29 protein-coding genes are annotated in these 24989 nt (G+C 29.9%); 5 read left to right on the forward strand and 24 right to left on the reverse strand.

Features of this window, described 5'->3' with window-relative positions; all coding sequences use genetic code 11:
• Positions 1–121 precede the first annotated feature (121 nt).
• Complete coding sequence (locus GQS57_RS00345) at positions 122–3553, reverse strand: T9SS type A sorting domain-containing protein (protein WP_165730123.1); 3432 nt, start codon at positions 3551–3553, stop codon at positions 122–124.
• 194 nt (positions 3554–3747) lie between these two features.
• On the opposite strand from GQS57_RS00345, the gene GQS57_RS00350 reads away from it, so the two are divergent.
• A complete protein-coding gene (locus GQS57_RS00350; RefSeq protein WP_165730125.1) occupies positions 3748–4410 on the forward strand; it encodes a uracil-DNA glycosylase in 663 nt (220 codons plus the stop codon).
• On the opposite strand, the gene GQS57_RS00355 is transcribed toward GQS57_RS00350, so the two are convergent.
• The 14 genes from GQS57_RS00355 to GQS57_RS00420 all read right to left on the reverse strand — a co-directional run bounded on the left by GQS57_RS00355 (position 4394) and on the right by GQS57_RS00420 (position 15187).
• Entirely contained in the window at positions 4394–5407 is a 1014-nt protein-coding gene (locus GQS57_RS00355; RefSeq protein ID WP_165730127.1) for a glycosyltransferase family protein, read from the reverse strand. The two genes, GQS57_RS00350 and GQS57_RS00355, sit on opposite strands and share 17 nt — an antisense overlap.
• Positions 5408–5413: 6 nt before the next feature.
• Positions 5414–6292 carry a UDP-2,3-diacylglucosamine diphosphatase gene (locus GQS57_RS00360; RefSeq protein WP_165730129.1) on the reverse strand — a complete coding sequence of 293 codons (879 nt, stop codon included), beginning with the start codon at positions 6290–6292 and terminating at the stop codon, positions 5414–5416.
• Between the two features lie 285 nt (positions 6293–6577).
• Positions 6578–6718 (reverse strand): hypothetical protein, encoded by a 141-nt coding sequence (locus GQS57_RS00365; protein WP_157603647.1) that lies wholly within the window; start codon positions 6716–6718, stop codon positions 6578–6580.
• An 18-nt stretch (positions 6719–6736) separates the two neighbouring features.
• Complete coding sequence (locus GQS57_RS00370) at positions 6737–7597, reverse strand: substrate-binding domain-containing protein (RefSeq protein ID WP_165730131.1); 861 nt, start codon at positions 7595–7597, stop codon at positions 6737–6739.
• A complete protein-coding gene (locus tag GQS57_RS00375) occupies positions 7598–8467 on the reverse strand; it encodes a nucleoside phosphorylase (RefSeq protein WP_165730133.1) in 870 nt (289 codons plus the stop codon).
• Complete coding sequence (locus tag GQS57_RS00380) at positions 8468–9412, reverse strand: DUF1835 domain-containing protein (RefSeq protein WP_165730135.1); 945 nt, start codon at positions 9410–9412, stop codon at positions 8468–8470.
• 50 nt (positions 9413–9462) lie between these two features.
• A complete protein-coding gene (locus GQS57_RS00385) occupies positions 9463–9786 on the reverse strand; it encodes a translation initiation factor (RefSeq protein ID WP_165730137.1) in 324 nt (107 codons plus the stop codon).
• A gap of 77 nt (positions 9787–9863) precedes the next feature.
• Positions 9864–10811 carry an isopenicillin N synthase family oxygenase gene (locus GQS57_RS00390; RefSeq protein WP_165730139.1) on the reverse strand — a complete coding sequence of 316 codons (948 nt, stop codon included), beginning with the start codon at positions 10809–10811 and terminating at the stop codon, positions 9864–9866.
• Positions 10812–10872: 61 nt separating this feature from the next.
• Positions 10873–11580, reverse strand: a complete 708-nt coding sequence (locus GQS57_RS00395) for a DUF6048 family protein (protein WP_165730141.1) — start codon at positions 11578–11580, stop codon at positions 10873–10875.
• Positions 11561–12034: a DUF6452 family protein gene (locus tag GQS57_RS00400; RefSeq protein WP_205860163.1), complete on the reverse strand. Its 474-nt coding sequence runs from the start codon at positions 12032–12034 to the stop codon at positions 11561–11563. Before GQS57_RS00400 ends, GQS57_RS00395 begins: the two co-directional genes overlap by 20 nt.
• A complete protein-coding gene (locus GQS57_RS00405; RefSeq protein ID WP_068450203.1) occupies positions 12024–12314 on the reverse strand; it encodes a 4a-hydroxytetrahydrobiopterin dehydratase in 291 nt (96 codons plus the stop codon). Before GQS57_RS00405 ends, GQS57_RS00400 begins: the two co-directional genes overlap by 11 nt.
• Positions 12315–12443: 129 nt before the next feature.
• On the reverse strand, positions 12444–13898 hold the full coding sequence (gene rlmD / locus GQS57_RS00410) for a 23S rRNA (uracil(1939)-C(5))-methyltransferase RlmD (protein ID WP_165730143.1): 1455 nt from the start codon (positions 13896–13898) through the stop codon (positions 12444–12446).
• A gap of 100 nt (positions 13899–13998) precedes the next feature.
• The gene (locus GQS57_RS00415; RefSeq protein WP_165730145.1) at positions 13999–14694 is read right to left on the reverse strand and encodes an OmpA family protein; all 696 of its coding nucleotides are present in this window, start codon (positions 14692–14694) and stop codon (positions 13999–14001) included.
• A 16-nt stretch (positions 14695–14710) separates the two neighbouring features.
• On the reverse strand, positions 14711–15187 hold the full coding sequence (locus GQS57_RS00420; RefSeq protein ID WP_165730147.1) for a lipocalin family protein: 477 nt from the start codon (positions 15185–15187) through the stop codon (positions 14711–14713).
• A gap of 289 nt (positions 15188–15476) precedes the next feature.
• On the opposite strand from GQS57_RS00420, the gene GQS57_RS00425 reads away from it, so the two are divergent.
• Positions 15477–15635 (forward strand): YqaE/Pmp3 family membrane protein, encoded by a 159-nt coding sequence (locus GQS57_RS00425; protein ID WP_082864245.1) that lies wholly within the window; start codon positions 15477–15479, stop codon positions 15633–15635.
• A 180-nt stretch (positions 15636–15815) separates the two neighbouring features.
• Here GQS57_RS00425 and GQS57_RS00430 read toward each other — a convergent pair whose 3' ends face one another.
• From GQS57_RS00430 to GQS57_RS00450, 5 genes are all read right to left on the reverse strand, one after another.
• Positions 15816–16175, reverse strand: coding sequence for a tRNA-binding protein (locus tag GQS57_RS00430; protein WP_165730148.1), 360 nt, complete (start codon positions 16173–16175; stop codon positions 15816–15818).
• Positions 16176–16178: 3 nt separating this feature from the next.
• Positions 16179–16643 (reverse strand): DUF962 domain-containing protein, encoded by a 465-nt coding sequence (locus GQS57_RS00435; RefSeq protein ID WP_165730150.1) that lies wholly within the window; start codon positions 16641–16643, stop codon positions 16179–16181.
• Positions 16644–16652: 9 nt separating this feature from the next.
• Positions 16653–17189: a YfiT family bacillithiol transferase gene (locus GQS57_RS00440; RefSeq protein ID WP_165730152.1), complete on the reverse strand. Its 537-nt coding sequence runs from the start codon at positions 17187–17189 to the stop codon at positions 16653–16655.
• Positions 17190–17870, reverse strand: a complete 681-nt coding sequence (locus GQS57_RS00445) for a type IV pilus biogenesis/stability protein PilW (protein WP_165730154.1) — start codon at positions 17868–17870, stop codon at positions 17190–17192.
• A 319-nt stretch (positions 17871–18189) separates the two neighbouring features.
• A complete protein-coding gene (locus GQS57_RS00450; protein WP_165730156.1) occupies positions 18190–19059 on the reverse strand; it encodes a LysR substrate-binding domain-containing protein in 870 nt (289 codons plus the stop codon).
• Positions 19060–19160: 101 nt separating this feature from the next.
• On the opposite strand from GQS57_RS00450, the gene GQS57_RS00455 reads away from it, so the two are divergent.
• Positions 19161–19784, forward strand: a complete 624-nt coding sequence (locus GQS57_RS00455) for a LysE family translocator (protein ID WP_165730157.1) — start codon at positions 19161–19163, stop codon at positions 19782–19784.
• Positions 19785–19892: 108 nt separating this feature from the next.
• Positions 19893–20852 (forward strand): glycosyltransferase family 2 protein, encoded by a 960-nt coding sequence (locus GQS57_RS00460; RefSeq protein WP_165730159.1) that lies wholly within the window; start codon positions 19893–19895, stop codon positions 20850–20852.
• A 219-nt stretch (positions 20853–21071) separates the two neighbouring features.
• Here GQS57_RS00460 and mazG read toward each other — a convergent pair whose 3' ends face one another.
• The 4 genes from mazG to ruvX all read right to left on the reverse strand — a co-directional run bounded on the left by mazG (position 21072) and on the right by ruvX (position 23790).
• Positions 21072–21851, reverse strand: coding sequence for a nucleoside triphosphate pyrophosphohydrolase (gene mazG, locus GQS57_RS00465; RefSeq protein WP_165730161.1), 780 nt, complete (start codon positions 21849–21851; stop codon positions 21072–21074).
• 159 nt (positions 21852–22010) lie between these two features.
• Positions 22011–22433: a DUF5606 domain-containing protein gene (locus GQS57_RS00470; RefSeq protein WP_165730163.1), complete on the reverse strand. Its 423-nt coding sequence runs from the start codon at positions 22431–22433 to the stop codon at positions 22011–22013.
• A gap of 102 nt (positions 22434–22535) precedes the next feature.
• Positions 22536–23126: a peptide deformylase gene (gene def, locus GQS57_RS00475; protein ID WP_165730165.1), complete on the reverse strand. Its 591-nt coding sequence runs from the start codon at positions 23124–23126 to the stop codon at positions 22536–22538.
• Between the two features lie 253 nt (positions 23127–23379).
• The gene (gene ruvX / locus GQS57_RS00480; protein WP_165730167.1) at positions 23380–23790 is read right to left on the reverse strand and encodes a Holliday junction resolvase RuvX; all 411 of its coding nucleotides are present in this window, start codon (positions 23788–23790) and stop codon (positions 23380–23382) included.
• A 380-nt stretch (positions 23791–24170) separates the two neighbouring features.
• On the opposite strand from ruvX, the gene GQS57_RS00485 reads away from it, so the two are divergent.
• Positions 24171–24986, forward strand: coding sequence for a 2,3,4,5-tetrahydropyridine-2,6-dicarboxylate N-succinyltransferase (locus GQS57_RS00485; RefSeq protein ID WP_165730169.1), 816 nt, complete (start codon positions 24171–24173; stop codon positions 24984–24986).
• The last annotated feature ends 3 nt before the right edge of the window (positions 24987–24989 follow it).

Raw genomic sequence — 24989 nt, forward strand, 5'->3', positions numbered from 1 at the left:
TTATTTAAGATAAGTTGGTTTTCATTAAAGGAAAGAAAAACTCCATATGATTTTTTAAAGAATATGGAGTTTTAATATTGAAAATCTAATTTCTCTTTTTCAAGGATGTTTTAGAGAGTGATTAATTTACAATCACTTTTTTAGTAGATGATTTTTCTTTGCTAACCAGTTTAAAGAAGTAAATCCCTTTTGATAAATTTAAATTAGAAATTATATTCTTACCGATGTTTATGTCTCTTTTTTTAATTTCTTTTCCGGTAATAGAGTAAATGAATAATTCAGACCTCTCTAAAGTGGTAATATTCATTTTTCCGTTAGTCGGGTTTGGGTATAAAGAAAACTCTAGTGTATTATATGCATTAGTACTTAATGCAGTACATTCAGCCTGATTATTCACAAAGTTTGATGTTGTATCAATGTTTGTCCAATTGTTTGCACTCCAGGTAGCGTTATCAACTTCTATACAAGTTAGACTTGGATTGTTAATCGCATTAAAGAGTGTAAAAAGAGTATTGTTACCGTTTTTTACATTTAAAGAATGTAGTGCATTAGACTGCATGTCTAAAGAGGTTAATAAAGTGTGCGCACTTACATCTAAATATGTAAGTTGATTATGGCTAACATTTAAATTAGTTAAGGCTGTAAAATCGTCTATACCCGTTAAGTCTGAAATATTTTTACTAGAAACATCTAAATTAGATATAGTATTTATATTGTCTGTAAACACTTTGTTATCTGGAGTTCCTTTATCTAAACCTGCATTTATTAATGCCATTTCAAAATTGTTATCAGGAATCGTAGTTTCTAAAGAAACTGCAGTGTTGTAAGTATTTGTTATTACAGGTGCATTATAGTCGAAATAAATATTCGCAGTCGTATTAAAAGTATCACCAATAACTGAGGTGCTTTTAGGTTTTATTTTATAAAATAACCAACCATGACTGGCAGGTTCATTACTAGTACTATCTGCCAATTGTATGTTTTCAAAAATAAATTCTACTTTATTTGTGTTGGTAATAGCAGTTCTGTAAGAATGACTAGCTGCAATTGGCTGAAAAGTAGCCATGTCTAAATCTGCATCAATAATGTCTTTTACTACAATGTTTATTGCTGATGCTGTACCCGTATTCTGAAAACGAACTCTATACGTTAGATCATTAGGTACTTGTAAGGTACTAATTTTATCACCTTCAAAACAAACCACATCATTGGGGTCGTAAGCATTTACAATAATATCAGAAAAAACATGGGTGTTATCTGTAGGTGTTGCATCACCTGTTAAAGGTGTAATAGAAGTGGTGTAGGTAATTGTATCTCCTCCATTTACCGGATTTATAGGATCTGTAGGTGTATTTATGGTAAAATGAACATCAATATAACTTTCTTGAAAAGGAAGAAGGTTTGTATAATTCCAAGTTAAAGAATTACTTGTTTGAGTGTCTGGTGTGGTACTCGCATTATTAAATGTTTCTTGATTTTCATTAAAATTTAAAGTAACCGCTCCGGATGGAATAATTGTAGAACCATTATTTTTATAGAATATTCTTAACTGTGTATCAAAACCAGGTCTAGATTCCGATGTTGTAAAAGAATATATTTCTACATCGTCTATTTGAGTATTTGCTGTAATACAAAAATCGATAGTTTCTGTGTTACCCGACCCCGTAAAATTAGTGGTTTGAGTAGTTGGAGTTGCTGTAAAATACGAAGGAAAGTTTGGTATTAACGCAGTATTTACATTCGTGTCATTTATATAAATTGTATACGTACCATCTGCAGCGCTAAAAGCCGCCGCACTAACATTGGTACTTGTACTATTAATTCTAGTATTTACAGATTTTGTATCTGCAGCATCGCAACCATCATTATTAAAATCAAAAGAAACTGTACCAGTTATTGTATTAGAATTTACAGGCACAAAAGAACAATATTCTGTAAAGTTGGTTTGCGAATCTATGTTTGCATAGATTCCTGCTGCAACGGTGGCATCATCAACGCAAATAGAGAATAAATTTGGATTGTTATTTGCGACTAAATTATTACCAGAAATGCTAGATGTATTTCCATTTTTAAGATTTAAGCTGCTTAAATTAGGATTAGAGTTACAGTGTAAAGCATTTAAATTTGTAAAACTTGATAAATCTAAATCTGTTAAAAGGTTACCTGTACAATATAGGTTATTTAATGTTGTACTTGTTGTAGTGTCTAAACTTGTTATTTGATTTCCATTACAACCAAGTGTAGACAAAGAAGTGTTAGATAATGTATTTATCGTTGTTAAGTTATTGTTACTACATGAAAGGTTAGACAAGCTTGTATTTAAGCTTACGTCTAAAGAATTGATAGCGTTATCACTACAAATTATAGTAATTAACCCTGTATTTAAACTTGTGTCTAACGTTGTTAATTGGTTATTGCTACATATTAATGTTACTAAAGTAGCTGTAGAAGGTAAGGTTAAACTTGTTAATAAATTATTGGCAGCATTTATAGAGGTTAGTTCAGTTGATACGGAGGTATCTAAAGTTGTTAGTTGATTAGTGCTGCAGTTTAAAGTTTTTAAAGACGATGATACTGGTAAAGTTAAACTTGTTAATGCGTTATTAGAGGCGTTTAAATTAACTAAGCCTGTAGCCATGGAAGCATCTAAAGTTGTTAAGTTATTTTGATTACATGAAAGTTTTGTTAAAGTAGTACTAGCAGGTACTGATAAATTAGTTAAAGAATTAGAATATACAGAGATATCTATTAGACCTGTGGCGATAGAAGCATTTAAAGTAGTAATACTATTACTCCAAGAATGTAAATGAGTTAATGTATTAGAAGAAGGTAGTGTTAAACTAGTTAAGTTATTGTTATAACTTTTTAAGGTGATAAGGGAGGTGTTGTTTGTAGCATCTAAGCTAGTAATCTGATTTTGAAAACATTCTAGGTTTGTTAAGGCTAAAGAAGATGAGGTGTTTAATGATGTAAGCTGATTATATTCACATTTTAAACTTTCTAATAAAGGCGTATTTGTTATGTTTAAATTTGTTAATACATTATTATTTGTGATTACAGATGTTAATGCTGTTTGATTAGAAAGATCTAAAGTAGATAAGTTATTGTAAGAAGTATTTAATGTTGTTAATGTTCCAGAATTTGGAAGTATAAGTGTTGAAATACCTATGGCCATTCCACTAAAATCATTATAATTAATATTTGAAGCACAATCTAAATATGTTAGATTAGATAATGCAGATAGGTCTAAACTCGTTAAATCATTATTACTACAAGTTAAAGAGGTTAAATTAACAAAAGCTTCTATTCCTGTAAAATCTGAAAGACTGCCTTCCAAAAATCCCATAATTTCAAAACCTTGATAGCCAGAAATAATTAATTCAGTAACAGCAGCGGCTTCGGATACCTGTATTTCATTATCATTATTAGTATCTATACTTGGTGAGTAGTTTAGAAGTGCTTGTTTAAATTCAGTATCTGGGATATTTACAATTTGGCAGAAAACCGTGCTAGAAATAAATAAAAAAGTTAGAGAAAGTAGTTTTAGTTTCATAAAGTTGATTTTTTTCAAAGTTAGGGCTTGTTTTTAGCGGAGTAAAGAGGTAAAACATTGTTTTTTAATAGTTAAAAGACGTATAAAGCTAAGAGTTTTTAAGTTGTTTCTGATGGTACATTAGAGTAAACAATGGTTTGGTTAAAGGAAGCGTCTATTTAGTTTATTCTAATAAAAGAAGTATTTTTGTTGTTATGAATACAATACTTACTAGAAGTTGGCAACCTCTTTTACAATCAGAATTTTATAAACCTTATTTTAAAGAATTAACAAATTTTGTAACATCAGAATATAAAAATCACCAATGTTTTCCGAAACAAGAAGACATTTTTGCTGCGTTTAATTTTTGTTCTTTAAATGATTTAAAAGTAGTTATTATCGGTCAAGACCCTTATCATGACCTAGATCAGGCCAACGGATTGTGTTTTTCTGTAAAAGACGGAATGAAGCAACCACCTTCATTAAAAAATATTTTTAAAGAAATTGCAACAGATTTAGATCAAGAAATTCCACAAAGTGGGAATTTAGAAAAATGGGCAAAACAAGGTGTTTTATTATTGAATGCAACTTTAACGGTCAGAGCACATGAGGCGGGAAGTCATCAAAAAAAAGGATGGGAAGATTTTACAGATGCTGTAATTAAAAGCATTTCTGAAGAAAAAGAAAACGTTGTTTTTTTACTTTGGGGTAAATTTGCAGAAAGTAAAACAAAATTAATAAATTTAGAAAAACATACTGTATTTACCGCTCCGCATCCGTCTCCTTTAGGCGCTTGGAGAGGTTGGTTTGGTAGCAAGCACTTTTCTAAAACTAATGCTGTTTTAAAGAAATTAAATAAACCTACGATAGAATGGTAGGAAAAGCGGTCTGATTTTCATAAGGTAATAAAATAGCATCTAAAATGTCTTCTGTTGTGTCTGGGTAGTCCACTGGAATAAAAACATCACTCTGAATCCATTTGGCTATTTTAAGAACTTGTTTTCTATTTAATTTTTTCAATACAGAAACCCCCATTTTTTTTAGAGCTAAAGCATTACATTGTTGTTCATATTGATTTTTCATAGGAATTACCATTAACTTTTTCTTTAAAAATAAAGCTTCAGAAGGTGTTTCGAAACCTGCTCCACAAAGAACTCCTGCAGAAGAAGCCATACTTTTTATAAAATCGAATTCGTTAATTGGGTAAATGGTAATGTTCTTTTTAAAGATTAAACGTTTATTTTCTTTAGAAAAAATATGCCATTTTATAATAGGTATTTTAGACAAGACGGCTACAATTTTAGCCACATTATAAGATGGTAAATAAACTGTTATATGCCCTTTGTTGCTTATTTTTTTAGCTCGAATACTTTTTCTTATAATCGGTGTAAAAGTAGCAGAACTATAAGGTTTAAAATGAAAACCAAACCGAAGACTTGCAGGTGCGTAGTGCTTTAAAATTAGTTTTTCTATTTTGTGTTTTCCATATTTTGGAGAAGCAATATCTAAAACCGCATTTTGGTGGCTTAAAGATACAATGTTTATATTATTTAGCTTTGCGGCCCAAGCAGAAACAGGTTCAAAATCGTTTACTATTAAGTCGTACTTTTTTATGGGGAAGTTTTTAATTTCATTGTAAAAACGAGACAATTTCATTTTTTTATAACTCGCCCAAAAATCGATACCCCCTTTTTTACCAAATGTAAAATTTAAACCATGAAGTTTGTATTTTATATCGAAACCAATATCTAAATTACTCTCATTTCCACTAACTAAAATGTCTAAATCTCCTTTCTCTTGAAGAATTGGTATAATTTCTTTAGCTCTTGTGATATGGCCGTTTCCAGTACCCTGAATTGCATATAATATTTTCATGATTAATTATTTTAAGGGTTTTTGAATATCAAATTCTTTTAGTAATTCTTCAAAAAGAAAATTGTTCTTTTCTTCTTTATTTGCATTCTTTAGCTCATTTTTACTAAGTTTCTTTTCAGTGTTTTGAGCTATTTCATCATTTGCATATTCATATAAACTCCATTGGTGATTTTTGTATTCTAAAGCTGTTAAATTTTCAATCCAATCTCCAGAGTTTAGATAGGTTGTTTTACCTTTTTGGTTTTCAATTTCTCTAATTTCTGGTTGATGAATATGTCCGCATATTACATAGTTATAGTTATTCTCAATGGCAATGTCTGAAGCCGTTTTTTCAAAATTATCAATAAACTTAACGGCGCTTTTTACACTGTTTTTTATCTTTTTAGAAAGTGATAGTTTTCCGTAACCAAAGAGTTTACTAATCCAATTTATAAAGGTGTTTATTAGAATTAGAAAATCGTATCCTTTTCCGCCTAATTTTGCTAACCATTTAGAATGTTTCATGGTGATATCAAATACATCTCCATGAAAAATCCATGCTTTTTTATCATCAATGTTTAAAACGACTTTGTTTAAAATTTTAAAGTTTCCTAGTTGAAAACCTTTAAACTTTCTAAGCATTTCATCATGGTTTCCGGTAATGTAATAAATGGTTGTTCCTTTAGAAAGGAGAGAAGTAATGTGTTTAATTACATTCATATGAGACTTAGGAAAGTAACGTTTGTTAAATTGCCAGATGTCTATAATGTCACCGTTTAGTATTAATACTTTTGGCTGAATTGTTTTTAAGTAATTTAATAATTCTTTAGCTCTACAACCATAAGTACCTAAATGTACGTCTGAAATTACAACATAATCTAACTTTCGTTTTTTTTGTTTTTTCATTTTGTTTCATAAAAAGAAAAAGAATTGTTTCTTATGTACACATGTTTATGAAGAAAACGATTTTCTAAATATATCTGTAAACAATTATCTTATTTCTAAGTTCTTTCAAACATAAAAAGAGAATGTATTGTAAACGTAAAATAAAAATGAAAAAAAGGTAAGATAAACTTTATGAAAAAGTTTACGAATAGTTAGCTTACTATTAAGAGGTATAGCGGTTTAGAGCAAAAAAAATCCGCAGTAAACGCGGATTCATTGAATTTGAAATTAAGAAACAATTAGATTTTAAGTTAAATCTACTTGCTTTAAGGTTGTTTGAATAGTTGTGGTGTTATCTGCTAAACCGCAAGATTTTGAGGTACTTCTACAAGAAGAAAAACAAAGGATTCCTAAAATACAAACTGCAATAAATACTACTTTTTTCATAGATAATGGTTTTTCGTGCTAAATGTACATATTTTTTATGAAATTGCTCGAATTTTTCTTCTCTTCAATAACGTTAAACTGAACCATTTTATTTTGTATGCGTGTAATTTTATTTTTAGAAATAGGTTTTCCGTCATTCCATTCGGTAATTTTTAACCATTGCTGGATGTCTTCTAATTGCTGCTCGTACCTTGCTGCTAGAATTTTATCGATAGCATCAATTTTTTTAAAGTCTTTTGTTTTACCATTAATAATGTCTAAAACTTTTTTAACTTCTTCAAAATTATTTTCTAAAACTTCATTTCTAACTGCAATAACAAAACAAGGCCATGGAGTAGGGCAATCGTCAATTAACCTAAAAGTACCATTGTCTACTAAAGGTTTTGTGGTAAAATGTTCCCACATAAAATAGTCTGCTTCTCCGTTGGTTAAAGCATCAATTCCGCCTTGTAAATTGCCAATTACTTTAAACTTTAAATTGGCTATGTCCCAACCTTGGTTGTGAGCATTTACAATAGCCATTAAATGCGAACCAGATCCAAAACGACTAATGGCAATGGTTGCGTGCTCTAAATCTTCAATGTTTTTAAAAGATGATTTTGCGCCTACATGAATTCCCCAAATTAATGGAGATTTTACAAATGTCTGTACAATTTTAGAAGGGTTTCCGTCTGCAATATCTTTAATAATTCCTTCGGTTAAAACAATAGCAATATCTACATCACCAGCACGTAAAGCTTTACACATGGCACCTGTTCCGCCAGGGAAATCTTGCCAACGTAGATTGATGTTGTGTTTTTTGTATTCTTTATTTTTTAAGGTTAAATACCAAGGATAATTAAAATGCTCTGGAACTCCGCCAATTGTAAGGTTTGTCATCTACTCAATTAATTTTTCAAGTGTATATTCTATTAAATCGGCAACTACTTTTCCTGGGTTTTTGCTAAAAGATCCATTGGCTCTATTGGCAATAATTGCGTTTATAGAACAAGCTTTGTGACCTAAAAGTTTAGATAAACCATAAATAGCTGAGGTTTCCATTTCTAAATTGGTTATTCTATGTTGGTTAAAACTAAAACTATCAATCTTATGGTTTAGTTCATTGTCTTGTATCGCTAAACGTAAAATTCTACCTTGAGGCCCATAAAAACCTCCGGCAGTAGCTGTGATTCCTTGGTGTGTTTTATCAGATTTTAATCTGTCTTCTAATTCTTTGCTATTTTCAATAACAATAGGATATGATTTTTTAGCACTCCAATTGGTATGTTTTACAAAAGCATTTTCAATTTCTGGATTAGAAATTGCATCAATTTGATAGGAGTGAAGCAATCCGTTTAAATCTAATCCGTGAGAACCAATTACAAAAGAATCGACCGGAATATCGTCATGCAAAGAACCAGAAGTTCCTATTCTTACAATATTTAAAGAAGTTAAATTTTCTTTTGGTTTTCTAGTTTCTAAATCGATATTAACAAGTGCATCCAATTCATTTAAAACAATATCTATATTATCTGGACCGATTCCGGTAGAAATTACAGTAAATTGTTTGTTCTTGTAAGTACCTGTTGTTGTTTTAAATTCGCGTTTTTGAGTAGTAAACTGGATAGAATCAAAATGTTTAGAGATTTTATCGACTCTATCTTGATCGCCAACAAAAATTATATTTGTGGCAATATGTTCTGGTCTTAAATTTAGATGATAAATACTTCCATCCGGATTTAAGATAAGTTCAGATTGTTTTATAGACATTTAAGATGTAATTTGTAATAGTTTTTCTGATTGATGATTGTAAAGAAAACTATATTTTTTTGCTCCACCAAGATACGAATTTTCATTGCGAAGTTCGCCATAAAAATTTAGCTGGTTTTCTAGTACTTTTTTTCCTTTTCTAGATAATTTTACAGGATCGAAAGAGGTAAATAATTTTTGAAGTTGTTCTATATGATGTTCGTACTGCATATCTCCCAAACCATAAACAGTTTGTGTTTTTAACAATTGCTGTACTAATTGATTTTTAGAAGAAAATTGTTGTGTGTTTGCAGTTTCTAAAATAGTGTTTTCAACTTTATTTAATCCATTTTTAATGGAAGGAAATCTTTGTAAATGTGCTTCTAAAGCTTCTACTAAATAAGTGAAAGGAGACATTGGATTGAATTTGTAGACCGTTTCTAATCTAAGCGGACTGTCTGAGCAGTATAGTTGCCAAATATAGTCTGCGTACTCAATATCATCTTGAGTTAAATCTATTCTGTTTTTATAATGTTGCTGAATTTGATTTTCTGTAAGCTCAGATAAACTCTTTAGTTTCTTATTTCCTTTTATTTTACCACTAGTTACTAAAGAAATATGATAGCCACTTCTATAGGTTTTTAACCAACTAATAACGGCAATCATGTTAATCTGACAGAACAAATCGTGATCAAACCATAAGACTATTTCTTTAGATTCCTTTTTACTACAAAGGGTTCTATATTCTTTTAAAGTAAAGTCTATAAATTTCCTTTTGCTAATATTGTAAGAAGTTTTTAAAAAATCGAACCTGTTTTTCCAGAAAGTTTCACTTCCTACATCTACAGTCGTTTTTCCTTCACATAACATTTCTCTCCAAGTAATAAAACTTCCGGAGAAATTAAGTTTTTTTAGATAGTTTGTAGTACTATCTCCATTTGTAATATGTAGTATAGACGAGTTCATAATTTATTAATAACGTTTACAGTAATTATTTATTGTAAGAGTACTAAATTTTATCCACCAACTCGCTTTACTTTAAAGCCTTTATCTTTTAGCATGGTCATTATTTGATCTCTAAAATCACCTTGAATAATAATTTTATCATCTTTAAAGCTACCGCCAACAGATAGTTTTGTTTTAATTTCTTTTGCAAGCTTTTTAAAGTCTGATGTTGCGCCTGTATAGCCTTCTAAAATTGTAATTGGCTTTCCTTTACGTTTTTCGTATTTGCAAATAATCGGATCATCTTGTAACCAAATATCCGATTTTTCTTTTACAGGTTCTACAGTTTCCTTATGCTCTGGAAATAAATTTTTTAATTGATCTTTAAAATCCATGTTTTATCAGTCTTCAGTCTTCAGTCTTCAGTCTTCAGTTAACTTGTTACTGCTAACTGAAGACTGAGAACTGCCAACTATTTTTTCAATCCTAATTCTCTTAATCTTTCGTCTAAAAATTCACCTGCAGTAATATCCTCAAATTGTTTTGGGTTATTTTCATCGATACAATTTTCTAAAACATCTAATTTCATATCAGAAACGGGATGCATAAAAAACGGAATTGAATAGCGTGATGTTCCCCACATTTCTTTTGGTGGATTTACCACTCTATGAATGGTAGATTTTAATTTGTTATTACTATGACGAGATAACATGTCTCCAACATTAATCATTAATTCGTCTGGTGCTGCCATAGCATCAATCCAATCTCCTTTATGGTTTTGCACTTGTAATCCTTTACCTTGTGCACCCATTAATAAGGTAATTAAATTAATATCTCCGTGGGCTGCAGCTCTTTCTGCTCCTTTAGGTTCTGTTTGTATTGGTGGGTAATGGATTGGGCGTAGAATACTATTTCCGTCTTTAATATAATTATCAAAATACGTTTCTTCTAAACCTAAATGCAAGGCCAAAGAACGTAACACATATTTAGCTGTTTTTTCTAACATCTGATACGTTTCTTTACCAACGGCATTAAAGTTTGCCAATTCATTAACCGTAACGTTTTCTGGGTATTCTTTAGCGTATTTAGAAGCCGCGTCTACATACTGACCAAAATGCCAAAATTCCTTTAAATCTCCTTCTTTTTTTCCTTTTGCAGATTCTTTCCCAAAAGAAACATAACCACGTTGACCTCCAATACCTGGAATTTCATATTTTTCTTTGGTTTCTACAGGTAAATCAAAAAAGTTTTTAATTTCTGTATATAAGCTTTCTACTAATTTGTCATCTAAAAAATGACCTTTTAAAGCTACAAAACCTATGTTTTCGTAAGCATGACCAATTTCATCAATAAATTGTTGTTTTTTGCTTTTATCCGAAGATAAAAAGTCTACTAAATTTACACTAGGAATTTTATTCATGATGTTTTGTTTAAAAAATAAGGATGATAAAGTTACTAAAAAATACTAAGTTGTAATAAAATTACTTTTTCTTAAAAGGGATTAAGTACGTAAGTGTGTAGTTAAACCCGAAACCTGTACCACTATCAAATACTCTATTAAAGCCGGGTGCGTAAAGAGTTTCAAAATTATCTGGTTCTTTTACACTCATAGCAATTTTATAAGAACCGCTAAAAGAAACGAAGAAATTATTAAAGGTTTCTACTTTTAAACCTATTATAAACTCTGTCCAATGTACATTTAAATCTGTAGCTGACACAGATGAGGTTATTTCATCTGCAGGGAAATATACTGAATTAACGTTGGGTGTGTAAGTGTTTAAAGTTTGATCGAAAAGACTAAAACCATAACGAGCTCCTATAAAGATTTCATTGTTCATGTCTAACCAATTTTGGTAGACATTATAGTTAACACCAAGTCTTAAATAACTTCCTTTTACAGTCGAGTTTGTATAGTCTTCAGTAGTTGTTTCTTCTTCGTAACCAACTTCTGCAGCAAGGTATAAGTTTTTTTTAATTCTATAATCTCCTACAATTTCTAATCCAGAGTAAGAACTATTAAATTGTGCCAAAATGGGGTTGCTAATGTCTACACCAACTCTTAATCCGTATTTAGATTTATAGACAATAGAATCTTTTTTAGCATTTATAAGTGTGTCTTTTTTCTGTTCTTGAGATTGCCCATTAACAAAAACAAAAAGGAAACAGATGCTAATGAAATATTTGTACATGTGCTGTGTTTTGATTGTCTAGTGTTGTTAATGTTGATGGTGTAAATTCTTTTATCCAAGTATTATCAGAATAAAAAGTAACATCATTAAAAGTAATTTTATATCCACAAGAACGAGATACATATTCTTCTTTTGGAGTGTAAGTTATGGTAAAAGTATCTACATCTGTTCCGTTAGAAAGTTTATAAACAGTTTCTGTTGTTAAACTATTTAAAGGAATATAAATAGAGTCTAAACTAGTACCATTAAAATCTGCGATGGTATCTTTTCCTTCTGCCCAAACATATAAAGTACTCACATCTTTTGTAGATTCCTTATTCGTGTCATCATAAAAACGCAATACCAAATTAGGAGTAACAGGGTTTTGTAGACAGAAATCATCTTTAGTACATGAGGTGTTTATAAGCAAACCAATTACTAAAACAACGAGTGTTTTATAGATACTATTCTTCAACTTCTACAATTTTATTTATGGCTTTAGCCAATTTAAAGTCTAGTTTTGTAACACCATCTACATCATGTGTGGTTAACTTAATATCTAAAGTATTGTAGTTGTTTGTCCATTCTGGATGATGGTTTAAAGCCTCACATTCAAACGCAATTCTATTCATGGCAGACATACAATCTTTAAAGTTATCGAACTCAAAATCTGTATGCAAAGCATCGTCATAATAATCCCAATCTTGTAATTTTTCTAATTTTCTATTGATTTCGAAGTCTGTTAGTTTTTTCATTTTTTTAGCTTTAACTTTAAAGTATCAATATATAATGATTCCTTTTAATATTAGTTGTACGTTTTAATAAAATTATCTTAAATCTTATAAATCGTTCTTAGTAGAAGTTTTTATAAGAATTTATAAATGTTATTTCTTCTCAAACAAAACCACTGTTTCAATATGGCTAGTATGTGGAAATTGATCTACCAAACTAATTTTTTTAATAAAATAACCAGCCTCTGCTAACAATTCTGTATCTCTAGCTTGAGTTGCAGGATTACAAGAAACATACACCATTCTGTCTGCATTTAGATTGATGATTTTTTGTAATGTTTTAGGCGCAATTCCTGCTCTAGCAGGATCTAAAATAATGGTCTTTATTTTATCTTTATATTCTGGATTTGCAACTAAGAATTTACCAACATCTGCTGCATAAAATTTTAATCCATCAATATTATTTCTTTTAGCATTTTTTTCTGCATCTTCAATTGCAGAAGCTACAATATCTACACCAACAATTTTTGCATTTTCACTTTTAGAAGCTACAATTTGTCCTATGGTTCCTGTTCCGCAGAATAAATCCATTACCACAGTATTGTCTACTTTCGTTTTATCTTCTAAAACATATTCTACAACCTTAGAATATAATTTTTCTGCACATTTAGGATTCGTTTGAAAAAAGCTTTTCATGCTGATTTCAAAATTCAAACCTAATAACTCTTCTACAATTTTATCTTTACCATACACTAAATCTAAACTACCTGCAGTTGCAATAGTTCTATCTCCAGTTTCATCATTAATAGTATGTAGTAAACCAGCTAAACGATCTCCAAAAATATCTTTTAGAAAAGAAGCAAATTTCTGTAAATCGAAATTCTCTAATTCTGGAGAAGTAGTTACTAAATTACATAACAACTCATCTGTTTTAAAAGATTTTCTTACCACAAAATAACGGAAGAAACCAGTCTTTTTTGGTCCATGCCAAGGCTCTAAGCCAGTGTCTATACAGTATTGACGAATGTTTTTTAGATTGTCTTCTAGTTGTTTATCAAACAAACCAGAATCTTTTTCTAAATTATCTCCCATCCACCAAACACCACGTCTTTTAAAACCTAATGTAAACTCATCTTTATCTCTTTTTGTAACTCTATCATATCCAATAGCAGAAAAACCATATTCCATTTTATTTCTATAATGAAATACGTTTGGAGAAGTTACAAATTCATCAAATAGGTCTTCAATATTTTCTACTTTTCCTATTTTTTTAAATAAAGTTAAAGTGCTTTCTTTTTTATATTTATGCTGTAAATCTATAGGTAATTGAATATAAGGGGCACCAGGAATGTCTTGATAAGGAACTTCTACTTCATCTTCAGATGGTTCTAAAACGTCTATCAACTTCGCTTCTGCATAGTTTTTACTAGACTTACTTATTTGTGCTTTTACTAATTGACCAGGCAAGGTATTCGGAACAAAAATAACAAAACTACCTTCTTCAGACTGGATTCTTGCAATCCCTTTTCCGCCAAAAGCGTAATCTTCAATTTTTAATTCTAAAACTTGATTCTTCTTTACAAATTTATTTCGTTCTCTACGTGGCATTCTTAATTGTTTATGTGGTGCAAAATTAGGGAAAATATAGTTTGATGAAACAAAAAAGGCCACTCATTTGAGTAGCCTTTTTATTAAAGTAAGATTATATTTAGTTTCCAGCTTCTTTTTGTGCTTCTTGAATCATTTGTTCATTGGCAACAATAGCAAACTCTACACGTCTGTTTTGGCTTCTTCCTTCTGCAGTTTCGTTTGTTGCAATAGGGTCATTAACACCTAAACCTTTGGTTTCAAATCTTGCATTTTCAAGACCTTTAGTTGTTAAGTACTCTTTTACAGAATTTGCTCTTTTAGCAGATAAGGTTTGGTTGTATTCAACACTACCAGTACTATCTGTGTAACCATAAATAACAATATTAGTGTTTTCGTAACTATTAAAAATAGGAACTAATTTTTCTAAGTTTGCTTGTGCACTTGCAGATAATGTTGCCTTATTAGTATCAAATCTAACGGCATTTTCACCTAAAGTTAACATAATACCTTCCCCAACTCTTTCTACTTCTGCTCCAGGTATTGCTTCTTCTATTTCACGAGCTTGTTTGTCCATTTTATTACCAATTACACCACCGGTAACACCTCCAATTACACCACCTAAAACAGCGCCTAATTCAGAATTTTTACCGTTTCCAACATTGTTTCCAATTACGGCACCTAAAATAGCACCTGCTGCAGTACCAATACCGGCACCTTTTTGTGTGTTGTTTGCATTTTTAACAGCTTCACAAGAGGTAAGCATGCTTGCTGTTATAAATAATACTGATAAACTATAAATTATTGATTTTTTCATTGTGTTTCTTTTTTAATTATTTTCTTTGAAAAGAGTAAGTAATATCTTTTGTTTGTCCTGCAACGTTAATTTGGTCTACCAATTGGAAGCTTGATTCTGTTACATTTATAATATCTAAAACAAAACCGTTATTTACTTCTTTTGCTTTGTAGTCGTTAATGATTTTTAAAACAAATTTTCCATCTTTATTTAGGTACCAAGTTATTGGAGAGCTAAATTCTTTACAAGAAGTACTTAGGCTAGTAAGTGCCATTTCTCCTTTGTTGTTATTAGAAACAAAACTCCAGTCACTACCAACAAAACATTTAGAGTCTGCTATGTAAAAAGAAGTTACATTTAAAAAGTCTGATCCAGGAAAGTCAACAGCAGTCATTGTAAAGTTTCCTTTTAAAATACGTTCGGTTTTATTGTCTAATTTGGTACTAACTGCAGAGGTAGATTTACATGCAATAGCTACTGAAATAAATAAAACAATACATAAAAATTTTTTCATAAGTAATATAGATTAGTTTTTTGCAAAGTTAAGAATACTAGTTAGCATATTATTTATTTTTATATGCTATAATTTAAGACACGTTTTTATAAAGATAGTCACTTTTATTGACATAATATTTGAGTTTTTTTTACAATTCATTTTAAATAAAACCTATTTTGTTATTTAATGTTGATTTTGTTGAGGTTATAAATAGAAAATATCATTTTTAAACTTTAATTTTTTAGCATTTTTCTGTAACAAATTTATTTTTAATTCGTCTTATTTCTGTAACCAACTAAATATAAAAATGAGTTTTATAAGAGTATTACTTGCTATTTTCTTTCCGCCACTTTCTGTGATAGATAAAGGTTGTGGTTCTTTCTTTATTATTTTTTTGCTAACGCTTTGCGGATGGATTCCGGGTGTAATCGGAGCTTTAGTTATTTTAAATAATCCGAAGAATTAACTTATGTAGAGTTGTTTTGGTAAAATTTATAATTTTTAGAGACAAGAGACAAGAGACAAGAGACAAGAGATAATCTGTATCTTTTTTTTAAAGAAATCCTATATTTAAGATGATTTTATGTGATTTTTTTTAAATTCCTTAAACCTTAAACCTTAAACCTTAAACCTTAAACCTTAAACCTTAAACCTTAAACCTTAAACCACTAATTAACTTGCTCCCCGTTTTTATCTCTTTAGAGGCTTGTAATAAAACTACATCTCCTGCTGTATTATAAACACCAATCACCAAACATTCACTCATAAAGTTGGCAATTTGTCTAGGTTTAAAATTTACAACTACAGCAACTTGTTTGTTTAGTAAATCTTCTTTTGTATATAAATCTGTTATTTGCGCACTAGACTTTTTAATGCCCAATGCGCCGAAATCAATTTTTAGTTGATAGGCAGGTTTTCTTGCTTTAGGAAAATCATTTACTTCAATAATAGTTCCTATTCTAATATCAACTTTTAAAAAATCTTCAAAGGTAATTTCTTCTTTCATTCTTTATTTTTTCTTTCCTAATTTTTGTATTACCCACAAAGGACCAATCAATAAAAATTCTAAGTCTTTTAAGAATGATGGTTTAGCACCTTCTACTTTATGTCCATAAAACTGACCGATCCAAGCTAAAACAAAAATAATTAAAGAAGCGAAAAGCAAGTTTACTTGATTACCTAGCCAAAAATTAGCTGCAATTGCTATAAAAATTATCAAAGACATTTCTATAAAATACCAAAAGCCTAAACGCAGATAAAAAATAGAAATAACAAGCCCAACTATTACAGCCCAATTTTCTATTAAAGGATTGGATAAGTTTAATGTGTTTTCTAAAAAGGTGGTTGGTATACTCATGAGTAAACCAATAACACTAAAAAAAATTAAAGGAACACAAATATAATGTATCGCTTGGTTTGTTTCGTTTTGATGACTAACTGCATACTCATCAAAATATTCTTTAGCTGTTTTCATAAGTGATTTTTATTTCCAACCTTCACGAATCATCAATTCTTCTATGTGTGCAAAATGGTGTTTACTGTGCCAAGCATAGATACAAATGTTTTCTTTTAAACTAACTTCTACATTTCCTGAAGGATGAATAAATGTTTTGTTTAACTGTGCATCCGTCAATTTACGTAAGAAATACACCCATTTAGAATGTAATGCTTTTAAAGCATCAATTGATAAAAATACAGGGTCAGATTTAGAATCTTCTAATTCTGCCCAACGTTCTTCATAATAGGCTTTAATAACAGGTTTGTCTTCTGTTAAAGCCCATTTAAAACGCGTATATGAATTATGATGACTGTCATAACAATGATGTATTACTTGTCTAATTGTCCAACCGCCCTCACGGTAAGGTGTGTCTAATTGTTTGTCAGATAGGTCTTTGGTTAGGAATTCTAGTTCTTGAGGAAATCTTTCCAAAATAGAAATCCAATCTTCAATATTTTTATTTGTGATGTTTTTAGGAATATTTGTTTTTCCTATCGGATATTTTAGTTCTTCTAGTGTCATTTATTTCTTTGTTATTTTCTTTAAAAAACGTTCAGAATTTCTGTTTTCTGGGTTAATAGCTAACGCTTTTTTAAAGTTGATAATTGCATTAACAGTGTCTTTTTTTAAAAAATAAGCTTCTGCCATGCTATCAAAAACGTTTGATTTATTTGGGTATAATATAGCGTTTATTTTGAAAATCTCTAAAGCTGAATCAAAATCTTCTTTTTTAATATACTTATAACCTAATCTATTTAAGGTTCCTTGACTTATAATTGGGTTTAATGAATCTCTTTGTTGAATCATTTTAAAAGCATCCAACGCTTTATCAAATTGTTGAGCTTCAAAATATTCATGAGGAGTTTTTTCTCCATTCTTTAATTTTCGGAAGTCGTATTTTAATCCTTTATGTTCTCTTTTTTCTGCCAATTGAATATGCATTTCTGGTTGACTCACAAACAGTATTTTTTCATTTAATTCCTTCATGTAAAAAGCGCTGTCATTTACTTTTAGTAAATCAATATGATCATTTCCACGCCATTTCGCAAAAAGTTGCTGTTCTTTAAAAAAGATTTCTATTACTTCATTATCGTTAAATAAATAACGTCCTTGTGTCGTTGAAATAAAATCTTCTGAGTTTTTTTGAGAGGTGCAACTAGCTAATAAAATAAATAAAAATAGAAAGGTTAGAGTTTTTTTCATAATGAGTTTGGTAGATATTACCAAGTAAACATCAAAATGATCAATTAAATTCGTTTCTTTTTCCTTACTATTTTAATATAAAATAGAACCATAACTAAGGCTATAATTCCATTTTCTATTTCATATTAAGAAAAAATAATTCAAATTTATTATCAATCATTTTAAAATTCATTTGGTATAAGTTCTCTATTTAGACGATTAATTTAAAGGATTTGTTACATTGTTTTATTAAAATAATAGATATTGATGAAGGTTAAACACTTTAAAAATAGCCAATTTTAAAAATAATTTATTTTTTAATCATTTATTATTTTGAGTGTTATTTTACCAATTTACTAAAATCAACAATCTTTTTAATGGTTTTGTTTGGGTCATTTTTTCTCCAATTGATAAACAAATCGATGTTTTCATTGAGTTCAATAAACCGTACGTTTTTAGATTTCGAAAATTGATATGAATACGGCAGAATAGAAATGCCAAGTCCTCTAGCAACCAGATTTAAAATCATGCCACCAAAATCTGATTCTATAATTGTTTTAGGTTCAAAATTATTTTTTTCAAAAAAGGTTCTTAAAAGTGATGCAAAAAAAGTTGTTTGATGCAAGCCTGCAATAATAAATTTTTCGTTTTTTAACTCGTTAATGTTGTTTAAAGACGCTTCATTTAACCAATGGTTTTCGGGTACTACAACACAAATTGGTTCAGAGTTTAGTTTAATTGAATCTATGTTTATATGGTTTATTTTATCTCTACTAAAAGCAATATCTGTATCGTAGTTTAGCAATAATGTTTCGTGACTCTCGTCTGTAGGTTCAATCAATTCTAATTTTAAATCGGGGAGATTAGAGTTGATAACTTCTAAAAAATTAGGAAGAAACTTAAAGGCAATAGAACCAGGATAACTGATGGAAACAAAACCAAATGTACCTTCATCAATTTTTTTTGCTTGTCGGTGTACTTGGTCCAGTTCTTTTATCATTGTAGACCAATGGTCTCTTAAAAAAGTACCTGCATCCGTTAATTTTACATTTCTTTTATCTCTTTCAAATAGTTGAATACCCATTTCACTCTCAAGTGCCTGAATTTGTCTACTTAAAGAAGATTGAGAAATATATACCTTTTCTGCTGTTTTCCAAAAATGGAGTTCGCTAGCAAGGGTTAGAAAATATTTTATTTGTTGAATTGTCATATTTAATGCGTTTTTTGCATTAATCAATCAAAAATAAGTATTTTTCTAGAGGATGCAAAATAGTTTCTTTGTATTCAGTTTTATTTTAATATAAGAATATCATGGGAATAGAAAATTTTATCGCTTTTATGTTGAGTGCATTGTTTTTTGTAATCACTCCAGGCATCGATACCGTATTTGTTTTAAATAAATCTATTGGTCAGGGAAGAAAATCTGGAATACATGCTGCTTTGGGTATTAATGCAGGCGTATTAACACATACCTTTTTAGGTGCTTTGGGATTATCTGTGTTGATTTCTAAATCGGAATTGGCTTTTGATGTGATAAGATATGTTGGTTTTTTGTATTTGGTGTATGTTGGTTTTTTAAAGCTTAAAAACAGTAACAAAATAATGGATTATAGTGATGAAAAGATACCTCAAAAAAAAGGGAAAAGTGATTTTTGGTCAGGGTTTCTAACTAATACGTTAAACCCGAAAGTTGCATTATTCTTTTTAGCCTTCTTCCCTCAATTTATCAATCCTTTGGAAATAGAAAATCCTGTACCTTTTATCTTATTAGGTGTTACATTTGCTCTTATAGGTACAATTTGGTATTTAGGACTGTCATTTTTCGCGAGTCTTTTTTCTCAAAAGCTACAGAGCAACCCTAATTTTAATGTCTGGTTAAATAAAATTAGTGGTTTTATTTTTATTTTGATGGCGTTTTCAATTATACTAAGCTAAAGCGTCTATTTTTTTGTTGTTTTTTTGATTTATGAGCGTTCAATTTTTTACATTTACAAGATCGCTTTAAATTGGTTTAACATTTAAAACGTTGAAAATATTTATAATTTGAGTCTCAATTTTTCCTTAATAATTCCAGTTTACAATCGTCCTAATGAAATAGAGGAGTTGTTAGAAAGTCTTACGAAACAAGATTTTTCTAATGATTTTGAAATTTTAATTATAGAAGATGGTTCTACGGAAAAAAGTGAAATGATTGTTGAGAAATATAAGTCTCAGCTTCATTTAAAATACTTTTTTAAAGAAAACAGTGGGGCAGGAGCGAGCCGTAATTTCGGTATGCAAAATGCTTCAGGTAATTATTTTATCATTTTAGATTCTGATGTTATTGTACCAACACATTATTTATCTGAAGTAAAAAAAGCATTAGAAACAAATTATACAGATGCTTTTGGCGGACCAGATGCTGCACATAAAAGCTTCACATCCTTACAAAAAGCAATTAACTATTCCATGACTTCCGTATTAACTACTGGCGGAATTAGAGGGAAAAAACAAGCTGTCGGTAAGTTTCAGCCTAGAAGTTTTAATCTTGGTTTATCAAAGAAAGCATTTGAAAAAACACAAGGTTTTTCTAAAATGAAAAACGGTGAAGATATCGATTTAACATTCCGACTTTGGGAAAATGGTTGTGAAACACAGTTAATAGAAAAAGCTTTTGTGTATCATAAAAGGAGAAGCTCTATTCAGCAATTTTTTAAACAGACTTTTGGTTTCGGAACTGCAAGACCTATTTTGAATAAAAAATATCCCACAACAGCAAAACCAACCTATTGGTTTCCTTCTTTGTTTATTATTGGAATTGATTTGAGTATCATTTTAGCCATCTTTGGTTACAATCAATTGCTCTATTTTTACGGATTTTATTTTTTGCTAATATTCCTTGATTCTTTAGTACAGAATAGGAACTTGTATGTGGCGTTTTTAAGTATGTTTACTTCTTTAACTCAGTTTTTAGGATATGGATTAGGATTTTTAGAGTCGCAATTTTATACAAAGAAAAAATAAATTTGGCTAAAGCCATTGTGGTAATAAATTTTATTCACCTATGGATAAATCCATAGGCAATTGAAAAACATAAAATTGTTTTGTTTTGAATTGGCATAGGCTTCAGCCTGTGCTAAAATTAATGAAATGAATATTGGCTTTAGCCAAATTTTAAAAGTTTAATGTGATACAAGAATATGTCTTATGAACTTCTGTTTAAAAAGAAATATTTAGAGTTTACTACCTAAAAAACTCTTTAGATTTTTCCCAATACACATCCATTTCAACTAAAGACATATCAGCAAGTTCTTTGCCTTCTTTTTTAGCTTCTTGCTCTAAAAACTGAAAACGATTTATAAATTTCTTATTGGTTTTTTCTAAAGCATTTTCTGGGTTTACACCAATAAAACGAGCGTAGTTAATCATAGAAAACAAAACATCACCAAATTCCTTTTCTGTGTTTTCTTGGTTACCTGCTTTTACTTCTTCGTTTAGTTCTGATAGTTCTTCTTGTACTTTCTCCCAAACTTGTTCGGGTTTTTCCCAATCGAAACCAACACCTTTTACTTTTTCTTGAATTCTACTTGCTTTTACAACAGCAGGTAAACTTTTAGGAACTCCTTCTAGAACAGATTTGTTTCCTTCTTTTAGTTTTAATTGTTCCCAGTTACGTTTTACTTCTTCTTCCGTTTCGGCAACAACATTTCCGTAAATATGCGGGTGTCTGTGTATTAATTTGTCGCATATAGCATTCGCTACATCTGCTATATCAAAAGCCTTTTTTTCGCTTCCAATTTTAGCATAAAAGACGATGTGCAGAAGCACATCGCCTAATTCTTTTTTAATTTCTTGTAAATCATTATCTAGAATAGCGTCTGCCAATTCGTACGTTTCCTCAATAGTAAGATGACGTAAACTTTCTAAAGTTTGTTTTTTATCCCACGGACACTTCTCACGAAGATCATCCATAATATCTAACAATCTATTAAAAGCGGCTAATTGTTCTTTTCTGCTATTCAAAACGATGTTTTATTAAAATGTCATTTCGAAATGTGTTGATAAACGATTGAGAAATCTAAAAGAGATTCCTCCTCATTCTTCGTTCGGAATGACAATTGTTATATTATTTAATGCTTAATACTACAAACAAGCTAACTGAATACTGAGACTAAAAACTGCTTACTCTTTTTCAGTTTCTTCAGCAGCAACTTCTTCTACTTTAGGGAATTCCATACCTGCTTTTACTAACATATTAAACCACTGAATTACTTTTTTTATGTTAGAAGCATACACTCTTTCTTCGTCATAACCAGGTAAAACCTCAGAGAAAAAAGCGGTTAAATTTTTACTACTTTCTTTATGAGATAACGCTTCTTTACCTTCTGTTTTTTCATACATAGAAGTAAAAATGTTTAATAATGGTACATCTTCTTCATACGTATAAATTGCTATGTTTTCTAACAAGCTAACGTTTTGAGCAGCATTAATTGCTACACGTTTTTTTTCTACTAAAGATTCTGCGATTACTGCATTTTTAGATTGTGAGATTACTTGAAATAATCCAGGTTTACCAGTTACGGCAATAATTTTGTTGAATTCCATTTTTGTATATTTTATTAAATGTCATTTCCAGAACAGGCAAACGTTTTCTTAAATCAAAAACAAATAGTTTGTGACTGCGCTAGAAAAAGACATGGTTTTTTGTTATTTACCTTTTTTTGCATTTGGGAAACGCATTCTGTAGTCTGCATTAATTTTCCCTTTAGAAATGTTTTCTAATTTCTTTTTAATCAACCTCTTTTTAAGGGAAGAAAGTTTGTCTGTAAACAAGACTCCATCTATATGGTCGTATTCATGTTGAAAAACCCTTGCTGCTAAACCGTCTAAAGTTTCTGTATGAGTTTTAAAATCTTCATCTTGATATTCAATAGTAATTTCTGGCTGACGAAAAACGTCTTCTCTAACATCAGGAATGCTTAAACATCCTTCGTTAAAAGCCCATTCGTCACCTTCTTCCTTTAGTATTTTAGCATTTATAAATACTTTATTAAAATCCTTTAAAGCAGCTCTATCCTTTTCAGATAAATCTTCATCTTCAGCAAAAGGAGAAGCATCAATAACAAATAAACGGATTGCTTTACCAATCTGAGGAGCTGCCAAACCAACACCAGAAGCATTGTACATGGTTTCTTTCATATTAGAAATCAATTTTTCTAAATTAGGATAATCTGCATCAATTTCTACGGACATTTTTCGTAAAACAGGATCTCCGTAAGCTACAACTGGTAATATCATTTCTTTATTTTTAAGATTGGCAAAAATACAATTTACAATTACGAATTACGAATTTTTTGAAATTGGATTTTAATTTTTTTTGAAGTTTTATTTTTTAAACAGTTTTGTCTTTGATCTAATAAGATGAAAACATCTAAAAAGAACCTATTGTTTAAAAGTGAGTTTCTCATTCTTCGGATGAAAAAACTAAATTGTAAAAGTTGCTAAATTAATAGAATAACATTAAGAAATAATCTAACAACTTTGCGTTTTATTACTTACTATATAAATAAGACTGTAAAATAATGGTAGCACTAATTTCATCAACCAAAGCTTTGTTTCTACGTTGCTTTTTATTTAAGCCACCATCAATCATTGTTTGAAAAGCCATTTTAGAAGTAAAACGTTCATCTATTCTTAACAACGGAATTTGAGGTATTTGGTTTTCTAGTTTTTTTAGAAATGGAAGTATTAAAACTTCACTTTCACTATCTGTATTATTCATCTGTTTCGGTTTTCCTACCAGAAAAAGATCTACTTTATTTTCAGAAATATATTTTTTCAGAAAAGGAATTAAATCATCGGTGTTCACCGTTGTTAAACCAGAGGCAATAATTTGTAGTTCATCTGTAACTGCAATACCTGTTCTTTTTTTACCAAAATCGATGGCGAGAATTTTACCCAAATTAAATGTTTTTTGCAAAAATAAAAGTTATAATATAATAACTACTGTTTAATTGAAATATTATCAATTAGTTAACGTTTTTTTTGTTTTATACCGTATAAATATTTAAAATATCTGGTTAAATTTATTTAAATTCTCTTACTATCTATATAGATGTGAAATAATCCTAGTTTATTTTCAATCATTAAAAAAACATTTGTTTGTCAGGTAGTTATAATCAAGTCTTAGTTCTTGATTATAAAGACAAAGTGGTCTTATGTCTTTTATTGAAGATAAATGATAATTGTATTTTAAACAAGATGTAATAATCTGTTTAAAAAACGTATATTCGTCCACGTTTTTGTGGATAGATTTATATTTGCGCAAATATACATATTACAATGAAAGAAATTAGAGAAATCATAGAGTCAGCTTGGGAAAACCGCGAGTTATTAAAAGAAGAAAATACAATTAACACAATTAGAAAAGTTGTTGATTTATTAGATAAAGGAGAATTAAGAGTTGCTGAACCAACAACTGATGGTTGGCAAGTAAATGAATGGGTTAAGAAAGCAGTAGTTTTATATTTCCCTATTCAGAAAATGGAAACTTTAGAAGCTGGTATTTTCGAGTACCACGATAAAATGCCTTTAAAAACAGATTACGCAGCGCAGGGAGTTCGTGTAGTTCCTGGAGCGTCTGCTCGTAAAGGATCTTATCTTTCACCAGGTACTATTTTAATGCCAAGTTATGTAAATATTGGTGCGTATGTAGATGAAGGTACCATGGTAGATACTTGGGCTACGGTTGGTTCTTGTGCACAAATTGGTAAAAACGTTCACCTTTCTGGTGGAGTAGGTATTGGTGGTGTTTTAGAGCCATTACAAGCTGCACCCGTAATTATAGAAGACGGAGTTTTTGTTGGTTCTAGATGTATTGTTGTAGAAGGTGTAAGAGTAGAAAAAGAAGCAGTTTTAGGAGCAAATGTTGTATTAACAATGAGTACTAAAATTATTGATGTTACTGGTGATGTTCCTGTTGAAACTAAAGGAGTTGTTCCTGCTCGTTCTGTAGTGATTCCTGGTAGTTATACAAAGAAATTTCCAGCAGGAGAATTCAATGTGCCATGTGCTTTAATTATAGGAAAGAGAAAGGAAAGTACCAATAAAAAGACTTCTTTAAACGATGCGCTACGTGAATATGATGTAGCCGTTTAAGAA

The organism is Polaribacter sp. 20A6 (genome assembly GCF_011378915.1).
Classification (GTDB): domain Bacteria; phylum Bacteroidota; class Bacteroidia; order Flavobacteriales; family Flavobacteriaceae; genus Polaribacter; species Polaribacter sejongensis.